This is a genomic window from Dyadobacter chenhuakuii (assembly GCF_023821985.2).
Classification (GTDB): Bacteria; Bacteroidota; Bacteroidia; order Cytophagales; family Spirosomataceae; genus Dyadobacter; species Dyadobacter chenhuakuii.
Genome location: NZ_CP098805.1, coordinates 2,593,249 through 2,606,094, shown reverse-complemented (window position 1 = coordinate 2,606,094; position 12,846 = coordinate 2,593,249). Strand labels below are relative to the sequence as shown.

Below are 12,846 nucleotides of genomic sequence, written 5' to 3'. Positions count from 1 at the left end.
ACCAAACCGTGTTTTGCGTCCTGGTTAAGTCATTTCAAGGATCAGTGCAACCTTTTGTATGGAAAATCTTACGCAGATTGTGCAATCAGCTTATCAAGGCGTACAATTCCCTGCACCATAGAACGCACGGAATGGTAATTCACCTTCCATGAGTGGCTCATATGTTTCCAGATCGGCTCTCCCTGGCGTGTCAGCAAAGGCAGCCATTCGCCTACTTCATGGTGGATCATTTTATCAAACACAAAACGGTGCGTTGCGTCGTAAGCTTTCAAATATTTTTCATCGCCGTAAACGCGGTAGGCGTCCAGCATGCCAATGATCACCTCGGCTTGTTGCCAAAACTCCTTTTCACGATCATAAACTTCACCCGCATGCGAGCCCTCCACATACACGCCGCCGAACTCCCAGTCGATGCCGTGTTCCACAGCGTGATCATACGAAGCCAGGAGTTGGTCCTGATAAGCGTCATAAGGCACGCCTGCAATGTCCAGCGCGTGCATAAGCAGCCACGCAAACTCTACATTATGGCCATAGCTGGTGTTGTCTTCGGCACTGCTTTTCATGCCGTCTTCCGAAAACCGGTCCCAGCCCCAGATAATGTCGAATTTGATCTGCGGTGCAACCGTCCAGTCTGCCCAGAATTGCGGGATGCCTGTTTTATAGGTTGGGTGCATGATTTTATGCAAAAGCAGCTCGATTATTTCCATCAGCTTCCGCTTATGCACCTGTTTCTGGCTCGCTTCATATAATGTAGTGAAGGCCTCCATTAAATGCATGTGCGCATCCAGGGTTTTGCGGTCGCCGCCAGCCGGGCCGTTGCCTTTCAGCTCCCAATTGCGGTGGAACATTTCAAAATAGCCGCCATAGTAAGTGTCTGCGCCGTGGATTTGTAGCAGATCAAAAACCTTTTCCGCATATTCCAAACCTCTCGGATCGCCCGTTGCCAATGTGTATTCGGCCAGGCTGTAAATAGCGAAGCTGTGTCCGTAAACGATCTTTTCATCGATCTTAACATTCCCTTTACGGTCCATGAGCCAGTAAAAACCGCCATTTTCCTCATCCCACATTTTATTGATCAGAAAATCGACGCCGTGGCTTGCGATGGCAGCATAGCGACCGTCGCCATAGCCAGCCCTATGCGCAGAGGAAAATGTAAAAACGGTCCGGGTTTGCGCTATAAGCGACTTCTCATCCTCACCGGAGTCATTTCCGGCATTGTCGAAATGCGTGATAAAGCCGCCATTTACCTTGTCAACACATCTGGTTTCCCAAAAAGGAAGCAGTTCAGTTGTCAAATGGTTGTGAATCTCGTCGCGGTAACTTTTTAATTGATCAATGCTCATTTTGGAAATCCTATTTTATGTCCCGAAAAGGGCTGTTTTGTTTAAAGTTTTTTCTATTTAAGACCAGCTGATACTATAACTACTTAAAGGGAAAAATGGACTACTTACCCGATATTTGCAAATGCTGAGACATACTTCGTAATTCGCAAAGAATTCTTTAACCTGAAATGATATGAGCAATCCTGAAATTGTAGAGATCCTGGAATTAACCGCCAAATTGATGGAACTGCACGGTGTGGATCCTTTTAAGATCAAAGGATATTCCATTGCGGCCTTTTACCTGGATAAATATAAGGAAGGAGAGCTCCAAAATATGACGGAACAGGAGCTTACCAAGTTGCAGGGCATTGGTAAAAGCACTGCCGGGAAAATTGTTCAGATCGCAAAAACAGGAACATTCCCCGAGCTCGAAGAGCTGCTGCGCAACACGCCGCTGGGGGTGATGGAAATGTTCAATATCAAAGGAATAGGTCCTAAAAAAATAGCCGTTCTGTGGCAGGAGCTGGGCATTGACAACCTGCACGAGCTCGAACTCGCTTGTTTGAATGGTTCAGTCGCCAAGCTCAAAGGTTTTGGCGGGAGCATTCAGCAAAAGATCATTGATTCATTGGCATTTTTGAAAGATCAGGCGGGCAAATTGCGGATGGACAAGGCAGAAGTAATTGCTGAGATGATCGTCAGGGAGCTGAAAAAAAACTTTGATCAGGTGGAAGTGGCAGGAGACATCCGGCGCCGCGCCGAAATTGTCGACAACATTAAGATCCTGGTCGGAACGGATTCGCCTGCTTTGTTGCAGACATTTATTGGTGACATTGAAATTTTGGTTCAGGATGAAAAGCGGTCGTCACCTTTTGTATGGCGGGGAAATGTGCAGGACGTGGCCGTTGGCATTGAAATTATCGCTTCCAAGCCGGAACGTGTTGTCAATGACTTATTTATAGAAACTTCTGACGCATTGCATTTAGGCTATCCCACATCATCCGGCAGCACAATCTGGCGGCAAGCTCATTATGAAGCGGTTGAGAATGAAGAAGCCATTTACCAAAAAGCGGGATTGCCTTACATTGTTCCTGAAATGCGGGAAGGCGCCGGTGAATTTACCTGGGCTGAGACACATTCCGCAGACCAGCTCATTACCTGGGACGATCTGAAAGGGATTTTGCACAACCACAGCACTTATTCCGATGGCCAGCATACATTGGAACAAATGGCTTTGTATTGCCGGGAGCTTGGTTTTGAATATCTGGGAATTGCCGATCATTCGCAAACCGCAACATATGCTCAGGGTCTCAAAATAGAGGACGTCATCCGCCAGCACGAAGAAATTGCGAAACTGAATGCACGTTTTGCATCCGAGAATCCGGAAAAGCCCTTCAAAATTCTAAAAGGGATAGAATCCGATATCCTGGGTGACGGTTCGCTGGATTATCCAACAGAAATCCTGGCCTCATTCGATTACATTGTAGCATCTGTGCACAGCAACCTTACCATGTCATTGGAAAAGGCTACAACGCGCTTGCTGAAAGCCATTGAAAATCCATATACAACCATTTTGGGTCACCCAACCGGCCGCTTACTGCTCTCCCGCGAAGGCTATCCCATCGATCACAAAGCCATCATCGACGCCTGTGCAGCGCATAATGTCGTCATAGAAATCAACGCCTCTCCCTGGCGCCTCGACCTCGACTGGCGCTGGATTTCCTACTGCATGGAAAAAGGCGTCCTACTCAGCATCAACCCCGACGCCCACTCCAAAGAAGGCTATTTCGACATGCATTACGGTGTAGCAGTAGCAAGAAAAGGCGGTTTGACGAAGGATATGACGTTCAATGCGTTTGGATTAGAGCGGATGGAGGAGTATTTAACCAGCCTTGTTAAGTGATAATCTATGTTATTTAGATTATAAGAAAATATTAAAAGCTTACTATTTTTAGATAAGTATAGTAAAATAGTATGACTATTTTTGTGTTGATATGGTTGACTAGGTATACTGCATCAACTAACACAAATTTCAATGTTTTTAGAAAGAGACATATATCCTTCATTAGTTCAACATTTGCCAAAAAGACAGATAACTGTCTTAACGGGGATGAGAAGAACTGGCAAAACTTCCTTGGTTAAGCAGCTTCTTGCACAGTCGAACATCCAACAAAAGCATTATTTCGATCTTGAAAGGATAGACATTAGAGCCATCTTTTCAGAACCTAATTATGAAACCATAATCCACGCGCTAACACAGCAAGGGACAGATTTTTCAAAGAAAGTGTTGATCGCCATTGACGAGATTCAGCTGGTGCCTAACCTCCCAAGCGTCCTGAAATACTTATACGACACTTATGACATTAAATTCATTGTGACGGGATCAAGTGCTTACTATATGAAAAATCAATTTTCGGAGTCGCTTGCAGGTAGGAAAAAGATTTTTGAGATTTTTCCGCTCCATTTTGGCGAGCTCCTTAAATTTAATGGTGTCAGCGCGATTCCCTTGAATTTTAGCCAGTCGGCGAATTATATCTCCTCGGAATATGAGCGTCTTAAAATGTATTATGACGATTATATCAATTTTGGGGGTTTTCCAGAGGTAGTTCTGGCTGATTCTGCGGCTGACAAGCGAGACCTGATCAGCGACATTTTAAGCTCCTATATTAATTTCGACCTTAATTTATTATCCGACATTCGCGATCCAACCAACTTGTATAAACTTATTAAATTGCTCTCTGTTCGCATCGGGACGAAATTGGATGTCTCGAAAATTACAAGTGTTATCGGCATACCGCGGGCAACGGTTGAAAACTATCTTGAACTTTTGGAAAAAAGCTACCTAATCAAAACAATTCCAGTTCTTTCCACAAGTCCTGATCGCGAAATTGTAAAAGCAAAGAAAGTTTATTTTTTAGATAATGGTGTTGCCTCATTATCAGGCGAATTAGGAAGTGGTTCTAAATTCGAAAATGCAGTTTTTAATCAACTAATGCATAAAGGAGAAGTAGCTTATTATCAGCTTAAAACGGGTCGGGAAATCGATTTTGTCGTCGATAAAAACTATTGCTTTGCGGTGAAAGAAACGGCAACTGAGACAGATTTGAAAAATGTTCAATCCTTGGCTAAAAATTTGGAGATCGCAACATGCTACGTGATAGGAAGGCATCCGGTTAAAAAATTCGAAGGGTTCATTTGGGGAGGTTTTATCAGGTAAAGGTCCCCAAATGATGAATGTCTTAATCCTTCCCAAACACCAAAGCCAAAATCCTTGGAATCTTCGTCCGGTCGTTGTCGTCGAATAATTCGTGCACTTCTTCAACTTAGGCCGGGTTTTGCAGCCGTTTCAGTCAAGTCGGAGAACAATGCGCATTGTTACAAAATCCTTATTTCCTTATTTGTTTCAAAAATTTCCTGCGGCAAATAGGCAGTAATTCCTGTTTTCAACGCATCTATAAGCCTTGTTTTCATTTGTTCGCGGTTCACCAGCAGGCAAACTTCACGCGCTGGCTCGGGAAACTGAAAGCTCCGGATATGTTTTTTTCGGACGTCAGAAAGCTCCATAACCGCCATTTCGGGCAAAATAGTAATGCCTCCGTTCTTTTCAACCATCCGGATCAACGTTTCAATACTGCCCGACCGGTAACTGAAACTACTGCCAAACTGACTATTCCGGCTCAACTCACAAAGTCGCTGGATCTGCGTGCGGAAACAATGTCCTTCTTCCAGCAGCCAGAGTTCATTGGGTTCGATATCTGCTGGCAGGATATATTTTTTGGCATATAAATCAGTGTTTTCCGAAACATAGGCGTAAAAGCGTTCCTTATACAGTGGGATTTCCTGCAAGCTGCTTTCTTCGGATAGCGATGCAATGATCCCCACATCCAGATTGCCCAGTTTTAACTCACTAATGATCCTTTCCGTAATCATTTCAGACACATGCAGCTTGATGTCCGGATAATGACTGATAAATGGATTTACAAAATGCGGCAGCAGATAAGGAGCAATGGTTGGAATGATCCCAATCCGCAATTCGCCCGATAAATCACCATTGAAATGTTTGGCGATCTCATTCATCCGCGATGCTTCGCGCAAAATCGTTTTGGCTTGATCAATTATTTCACGGCCAATTCCGGTTGGGACAATCGGCTGCTTTGTCCGGTCAAAAATTTTAACAGCTAATTCTTCTTCCAACTTACGGATCATCATTGAAAGCGTAGGCTGGGTCACATTGCAATGTTCAGCCGCCTGAACAAAATGCCGGTAATTATCAACGGCTACAATGTATTCCAGTTGTTGAATATTCATTTAATAGAGCAGAGTCAGTAGTGTTAATAGATTTTATTTATGCAAAATTACAATTTAAATGCTTTGGTCTATGATGCAATTGAGCTGTATTCTGAAATAATCGACATAGCCATTGCATAGCTGCTATTCCAGCTTCTTCACATGCGTAATGTTTAAAAGTGACCGCATTTGTGTAATCGCGATTTGATTAAGTTGAACCAGTCTATCCGAAGCACTTAACTTTTGTTGGATGAGCATTGCATTAATGCTTTCTAAATTGGAGAGGATAACTAGTTGCTCAATGGACGCATTATCCCGCACATTGCCCGTAATCCCTTTATTTTGATGACGCCAGTCTTTGGCAGTCATTCCAAAGAGCGCCATATTGAGAAGATCCGCTTCGCTTGCATAAATCGCACTGCATTGTTCCCTGTTCAGCGATTTTGGAATAAGATGAGCTTTGATCGCATCGGTATGAATCGTGTAGTTTACCTTGACAAGTGTTCTTTGCAGATTCCAGCTTTGTTTCAGACGATCGCTCTCCTCTGATTTCAGGCGCTGGAATTCTTTAATCAAGTACAATTTAAATGATGGAGAGATCCAGGATGCGAATTCAAAGGCAATATCCTTGTGGGCAAATGTGCCACTGGCATACCGTCCACTTTTGGAAATCAGGCCGATAGCGTTCGTTTTTTCAATCCATTGCTTGGGTGACAACACAAATGAATTGCTGCCAGCATCATTTTTAAAGTCATCGAATTCGATGACTTTAAAATTCGAATTATGCATCTGTTCCCACAGTCCCATAAATTCAATTGTGAATCTTGTCCTGAGCCAATTTAAGACGAGCTGTCCGGCTAACTCCGGATTTTTGTGCTTGGCAATGTCTGTGAGAGAAATGAAATCGTTGTCATTAATGTTCATAAGGGCGATTTCCTGCCCTGAAACTTGAATGGTTGTGTTTTTTGTCGGCATAGCATTGTTGGTTAAATGCTATTGAGACGTTGTTGATTGGAAAAAGTAACGGCTAATCGATAAACCTTTGGATTAAATGATGATTAAATTCACCTTATCGAACAGCTCTGGCTGGATTTTTTTATAATTACTTTAATATGATCCACGTTTGTCACACTTTAATCCAATGAAAATGAAAAACTTGAACGCATTAGTCTTGCTGGCGTTTATGGCATTTGCCGCGCCGTCATTTGCGCAAACTGCAACACCAGCCAAACCGGCTACCAACAAAACGACCGTTGCCACCAGGCAGACAGGAAATGACAAGACAACCATTAAGGTAAAAGCCAACGGAACGCCCGATAAGCGTTATGCTGAGAACAAGAAACTCAAAGCGGATGGGACGCCGGACAAGCGTTACAGCGAAAACAAAAACCTCAAAAAAGACGGCACGCCGGACAAACGTTACAAAAGCAATAAAGCCGACTCACTGAAAGCGTCTAAAAAGCAATAGATCGAATAAATGCCGGAATTATTTTCCGGAAAATTTAGGGTAAGCGCCCGACTGGTTGTCATTCCAATGAACAGCCTAAGTCGGGCGCTTATTTTTTATCAGTAATCAATCATTGCAATGAACGTAGCCATCGCGGATCACGTGACATATTTAAGCAGGGATCGGGAAGCGGAGTTTGAACGGGTTTTTAAAGCACACTTCAAGGGACTTCACGCCTATGCCTGCACCATTCTGCGGGACGATATTATGGCCGAGGAAATGGTGCAGAATGTGTTTTGCCGGCTTTGGGAAAAAACGGATCACATTGAGATCAAGGAATCGGTCAGCGGCTATCTCTACCGCTCGGTTTATCATGAAAGTCTTAATTATATCAAACATTTGAAAGTGAGGGACGCCTACCAAACGTATGCAATTAACCAAATGGAACACAGCAATAACACCTCCCATCCGCTGGAACTGAAAGAGCTTGAACAGCGCCTGGACAAAGCCCTCAAAGAATTGCCCGAAAAGTGCAGAACGATTTTCCAGATGAGCCGTTTTGAAGAACTGAAATACCAGGAAATCGCCGACCGCCTGCAATTGCCATTAAAAACAGTTGAAAATCAAATGGGTAAGGCACTGCGTCTGCTGCGCCTGAAACTGGTTGATTTCCTGCCCGCATCCATACTTTTATTTCTCCTCAGCTAATCCGTGCCGGTCATGAATAAAGAACTGAATTACAACATAGACGACCTGCTTGTCAAGGCTTTACTGGATGAGACGAGCGTCGCAGAACAGATCGAGATCAACCAATGGTTGTCCGACAGCGATGATAACCAGCGTTATTTCGAACATTTTGAACTGATATGGAACCAGAGCAAGCAACTCGCGGCGCAAAGCGCCGTAGATGAAAACGCGGCTTGGGAGCGGTTCCGCAAACGGACGCAGAAGAGTAGGGAAGAAGCGCCGGTAATCCCGCTTTTTAAACCCCAAAAGTCGTTCGCGTTCCTCAGGGTCGCTGCGATGATCACCGCAACTTTGTGCACAGGCTGGCTTGCATATGTATTTTTTGGTCAAAATGCAGAGCCGCAAATGCTGACCGTTCGATCGGGGGCAGAAACGGTGATCGATACGTTGCCCGATGGGTCCATTGTGACTTTGAATAAAAAATCAAGCATTGCGTATCCGGCCGAATTCTCTGGGAGCAAAAGGGAGGTGTCATTAACAGGCGAGGCGTTTTTTGAGGTCACCAAAGACAAGACCAAACCGTTTGTGATCGCTGTGAATGATATGACCGTTAAGGTTTTGGGGACCAGTTTTAATGTGAAGGACAATGCAAAGAAGACAGAAGTGATCGTGGAAACCGGTTTGGTTGAAGTGGCTAAAAACAACGAGTTTGTCCGCATTAGTCCAAAGCAAAAAGCAACGGTGCTTAAATCGCATCCCGCACTAGTTAAGGATGAAACGGCAGATGATTTTTACAAATATTACAGGACAAACAAGCTGGTTTGCAACGATACGCCTTTGTGGAGATTAGTGGAAATACTGAATGAAACTTACGACGCCAACATTGTGATTGGAAATGAACGTCTGAACAACATGCCTATCAACACCACATTTGATACAAAGTCGCTGGACAGCACATTGAGCCTGGTTAGTGAAACATTAACAATAAAAGTTGAGCATAGAGGAGAGCAGATCATTTTGAAATAGCACTTATCTTTCGGAATGAATCAGACTTTTACGAAACTGAACACGATAAAATACATTATTATCATACTAATTATGCCCTGTGCAACCTACGCGCAGGGCATTCTGAATAAAACCGTGAGCGTATCCGCGCAAAAACAACCCGTTTCAGAAGTATTAAAAAACATCAGCGACCAGGGAAAATTTTACTTTTCCTATAACAGCAACATTATTTCCGGCGATAGCCTGGTAACATTAAATGTAGCCCGGCAACCCGTCAGGCAGGTTTTGGACCAGTTGTTCAGCAACAAATATCAATACAGGGAAAAAGGTGATTACCTGATCATTCTTCCCGCGGCGAAGGAAAAAGTGTTTTATATAAGCGGTCATATTTTCGATCAGGAAACCAATGTGCCCATTGACTACGCCAGCGTTTATTCAAGGCAGTTACTGGTTTCAACATTGTCTGACGACGCCGGGCATTTCAGGATACGCATCAAAGACCGGAGCTTGCCTTTAAACCTGACAATCAGCAAAGTGGGTTATGGGGATACGACGATCGTGATCAATGAGGAAAGTGCAGATCTTCGGATAAATATTCTACAAAAAGCGGTTGACCTCGATCCACTCATCGTCCGCTATTCCGAAGGCGAATCGACGTGGCTTGGCCGTTTTTTCCTTTCCGCAAAGCTTCGCGCGCAAAGCCGCAACATTGGCCGTTTCTTTGTCGCATTGCCCTACCAGGCGTCATTGACACCAGGTTTGGGAACACATGGGCGGATGAGCTCGCAGGTTGTGAACAAATTTTCGCTTAATCTTCTGGGCGGTTATACGGCTGGCGTAAATGGCGCAGAAATAGCCGGGGGCTTCAATATTTCAAAGCAGGATGTGCGCTATGCCCAGATCGCGGGCCTCTTTAATGTGGTTTCGGGTGATGTAAAAGGCGCCCAGGTGGCTGGTTTTCTGAATCACATTCTTGACTCGCTGAGCGGCGTCCAGGTTTCCGGATTTGCTGGGAGTGTCAAAAAAAATGTACGTGGTGCGCAAGTCAGTGGATTTTTGAGCCGTTCCGCAGGGCCGTTGCGCGGTGTGCAGGTGTCAGGTGCATTGAGCATTCTTGGTGATAGATCGAGCGGTGCGCAGATTTCGGGGGCTTATAACCACGCTTCGGAAGATTTCAACGGTGTACAGGTTGGCGGTGGGGTTAATGTAGTCAAAGGAAACCTTTCGGGGGGACAAATTAGCGGGGGGATCAACATAGGCAAGCGTGAGGTGCGCGGGTTTCAGCTCGCGACCATAAATGTGGCAAGGCGGCTTCACGGAACGCAGCTGGGCATTGTTAACATTGCGGACAGTTCGTCGGGTTTGAGTTTAGGGTTGATCAATATTATCAAAAAAAGCACTTCCAATATTTCTGTTTATGCCAATGACGTTACGCCTTTGAATGTGGCCTGGAAGATGGGGACGCACAAATTTTACAGCATACTCATGGTCGGATCCACCACAGGCGGACAAAACAAGGTCCTTACTTTCGGTGCTGGAATAGGGCGGGAATTTTTTCCATTCAAAAAGGTTGGCTTCTTCACCGAAATCCTAAATCAGAACATTTACACCACCAGCTGGGATAAGCTGCCCTTCATTTACCGCTTCCAAACTGCCCTTACTTACAAGCTGAATAAACGCCTGATGCTCTTCGCCGGCCCGTCATTCAATATTTACGACAGCGACGGCTTCCAAACCGAAAAAGGCTACAAATCCTTCCCCCCAAAAGGTTACCCCGACTTCAAGATTGGCAACAAAAACATGACTTCCTGGATCGGCTGGCAAGGTGGTTTAAGCTGGCGTTATGGTAGGTTGTAGTTCTTAATTCGAGTCAAAATTCCGGATAATCTTCATCAGTTCGGGCATATTATGCTGCATCCATTTCGGTAATCTCGTCTTCCTGATAAAACTGATTTCCCAATTCTCCAATGTGAGAATGTGTACGGCATTCATGGAACTGTTGTCGATAAACGTGAGCTTGGTTATCAAGGATAAGTTTTGATCCAGTAATTTGATGTTACCGTAAAAGTTTTCGTAAATGTGAGCAGGCGCAACATGATGTCCTCCCTGTGAAACGCGCACAGCAACCCTCTGTAAGGATATGTTAACGTTTTCAAGTGCCAGGAAAGTCATATTAATCTTATATCCCGCTTGTTGAAACCGCCTGACGGTTTTCCAGGAACTTTCGGTGCTGAAATGTCCTTCGTAGGCATAGTCCTTATATCCCGTAATAGCGCTAATAACCTGTTCTTCGAAGATATTTTGAAGGTCTTCTTCCGCCAACTCACGGGCATACTTGGCGACTTTGGTCATCTTATAATGCTTATCCAGCAATTGATAAAATAGTTTGTCACCATCAAAAACCGGAAGGTTAGTGAGCTTTAAATTTAAAATGTTGGCATTTGAAGACTTTCCGGCGCCATTTGGTCCCGTGATAACGAACAGCTCAGGCATCCTGGAACGCAGGCAGATTGAGCTCTTTCCTAACACCGGCAATCTCACCGGTTGTCAATGGTCTCACCTCTACGATCGTTTGTAAATCGTCTGCCAGGGTCATTATTTTCATAGAGCCATCAGGGAACTCATAGATGAAGCCCTCGGTGGTAATTTTTGTGTCATGAAGCATAAAGGGAAAACCTTTCTCAAAAGTTTCCAAACGATGAACCTTCAAATGCTCATTCAGACGCGATTCCTCCTTAGTTATCATATATTATTGTTATAGTGTCCTGATCGTAACCAAAAATAGCAAATTTCGGGATGCTGTGAAAGTTGAGGGGAGCAGTATTTACAAGCTCAATACATTTACTAAATATCTTCTTTAAATTTTTAGGGTAACCCCGCCTCTCGTTGTCGGTACTTTGCATACAGCAACTGGACCGGATTGAAGGCCTGCAATTTTGGGGTTCCTGCGGACTGTATGTGTTTAAATGATTTCTTTTTAAATACATTCACATGAAAAATTTAAGATTTTGCGCGGCTAAGGCTGCACTTCTCAGCATATTCCTTTTCGGTTTATCCCTTGTTTCTTTTGGCCAGCATGACAGCACATCGGTCGTGCACTTCGGACTTATATACCCGCTCAGCACCAATGGCAAACACGCGGCGTCTTATACAAACCAGTTTTCGCTCCACGCCATTGCCGGGCTTTCCAGATCAGAAACCGGTGTGGCCATCGCAGGCGCTGCCAATATGATTAAGCAGGATGCTTCTGGGCTGCAAATGGCAGGCGCGGTAAACCTGATATCCAACAATGCAAAAGGAGTTCAAATCGCGGGAGGGGCTAACATTATCGGGAATAATGCCAACGGAATCCAGATGGCAGGTTTTTCAAATATTGTTAAGAATGAAGCAAATGGCGCGCAAATTGCGGGTTTCATGAACCTGGCCGGAAGCTCGCGGTCGGTGCAAATGGCTGGTTTTGCTAACATCACACGCAATGATGCGAAGGGATTGCAGGTTAGCGGATTTCTGAATAAGGGCAAGAATGTCAATGGGCAGGTTGCCGGTTTTGCTAACATTGCCAAGAATGTGAAAGGCATCCAACTGGCTGGTTTGATCAACATTGCCGACACCAGCGATTACCCGATCGCCATTTTCAATTTTATCAAAAGTGGTGAAAAATCCATTGCCTTAACGGTTGACGAATCCATGACGACCATTGCTTCATTCCGTTCCGGTGGCCGCGTTTTGTATGGGATTGCCGGGATTGGATACAATTTGAAAGATAGCAAACACGATTTGTACGCTGTGGAAGCAGGTTTGGGAGCACACATTAAGCTGGTAAACAATTTCAGGCTTAATCTCGAAGCCGTGAGTCATTCACTTTCCAACTTCAAAAAGGCCCACTATTTTAAAAATTCACTCCGCATTATTCCTGCTTACAAAATTGGCAGCAAACTCGAAATCTTCGCTGGCCCGACCATCAATTACGTAAGTTACAAGCGCGAAAATGACTACGATTTTGTCAAAAAATATATCTGGAAAAACGATAGTTCAAAAGATTTCCAGGGTGTTCACCTAGGGTTCAATACGGGCATTCAGTTTATTCTATAATGCGGG

At 44.4% G+C, this 12,846-nt stretch carries 12 protein-coding genes; 7 read left to right on the top strand and 5 right to left on the bottom strand.

The genetic code is table 11. The features are described 5' to 3' along the window. Positions 1–68: 68 nt before the first annotated feature. On the bottom strand, positions 69–1,343 hold the full coding sequence (locus tag NFI80_RS10810) for a beta-1,2-mannosidase (RefSeq protein WP_235163067.1): 1,275 nt from the start codon (positions 1,341–1,343) through the stop codon (positions 69–71). A gap of 172 nt (positions 1,344–1,515) precedes the next feature. Here NFI80_RS10810 and NFI80_RS10805 point away from each other — a divergent pair, with 172 nt between their 5' ends. Both NFI80_RS10805 and NFI80_RS10800 read left to right on the top strand, forming a co-directional pair. Next, a complete protein-coding gene (locus NFI80_RS10805; RefSeq protein WP_235163068.1) occupies positions 1,516–3,225 on the top strand; it encodes a DNA polymerase/3'-5' exonuclease PolX in 1,710 nt (569 codons plus the stop codon). Positions 3,226–3,357: 132 nt separating this feature from the next. Next, entirely contained in the window at positions 3,358–4,539 is a 1,182-nt protein-coding gene (locus NFI80_RS10800) for an ATP-binding protein (RefSeq protein ID WP_235163069.1), read from the top strand. Between the two features lie 158 nt (positions 4,540–4,697). Here the strand turns inward: NFI80_RS10800 and NFI80_RS10795 are convergent, their stop codons facing one another. Next, positions 4,698–5,630: a hydrogen peroxide-inducible genes activator gene (locus NFI80_RS10795; protein WP_235161439.1), complete on the bottom strand. Its 933-nt coding sequence runs from the start codon at positions 5,628–5,630 to the stop codon at positions 4,698–4,700. Between the two features lie 123 nt (positions 5,631–5,753). After that, the gene (locus NFI80_RS10790) at positions 5,754–6,584 is read right to left on the bottom strand and encodes a KilA-N domain-containing protein (RefSeq protein ID WP_235163070.1); all 831 of its coding nucleotides are present in this window, start codon (positions 6,582–6,584) and stop codon (positions 5,754–5,756) included. Between the two features lie 172 nt (positions 6,585–6,756). Here NFI80_RS10790 and NFI80_RS10785 point away from each other — a divergent pair, with 172 nt between their 5' ends. From NFI80_RS10785 to NFI80_RS10770, 4 genes are all read left to right on the top strand, one after another. Further along, positions 6,757–7,077, top strand: a complete 321-nt coding sequence (locus tag NFI80_RS10785) for a hypothetical protein (protein ID WP_235161437.1) — start codon at positions 6,757–6,759, stop codon at positions 7,075–7,077. 117 nt (positions 7,078–7,194) lie between these two features. Next, complete coding sequence (locus NFI80_RS10780; protein ID WP_026630419.1) at positions 7,195–7,764, top strand: RNA polymerase sigma-70 factor; 570 nt, start codon at positions 7,195–7,197, stop codon at positions 7,762–7,764. Between the two features lie 12 nt (positions 7,765–7,776). Continuing rightward, complete coding sequence (locus NFI80_RS10775; protein ID WP_235163071.1) at positions 7,777–8,769, top strand: FecR family protein; 993 nt, start codon at positions 7,777–7,779, stop codon at positions 8,767–8,769. Positions 8,770–8,784: 15 nt separating this feature from the next. Further along, complete coding sequence (locus tag NFI80_RS10770) at positions 8,785–10,605, top strand: STN and carboxypeptidase regulatory-like domain-containing protein (protein WP_235163072.1); 1,821 nt, start codon at positions 8,785–8,787, stop codon at positions 10,603–10,605. 3 nt (positions 10,606–10,608) lie between these two features. On the opposite strand, the gene NFI80_RS10765 is transcribed toward NFI80_RS10770, so the two are convergent. Both NFI80_RS10765 and NFI80_RS10760 read right to left on the bottom strand, forming a co-directional pair. Next, positions 10,609–11,241, bottom strand: coding sequence for an ATPase (locus NFI80_RS10765; protein WP_235163073.1), 633 nt, complete (start codon positions 11,239–11,241; stop codon positions 10,609–10,611). Beyond that, complete coding sequence (locus tag NFI80_RS10760; RefSeq protein ID WP_235163074.1) at positions 11,234–11,494, bottom strand: hypothetical protein; 261 nt, start codon at positions 11,492–11,494, stop codon at positions 11,234–11,236. The genes NFI80_RS10765 and NFI80_RS10760 overlap by 8 nt, the downstream gene beginning before the upstream one ends. Positions 11,495–11,739: 245 nt before the next feature. On the opposite strand from NFI80_RS10760, the gene NFI80_RS10755 reads away from it, so the two are divergent. Beyond that, positions 11,740–12,840 (top strand): hypothetical protein, encoded by a 1,101-nt coding sequence (locus NFI80_RS10755; RefSeq protein ID WP_235163075.1) that lies wholly within the window; start codon positions 11,740–11,742, stop codon positions 12,838–12,840. Positions 12,841–12,846: the final 6 nt, after the last annotated feature.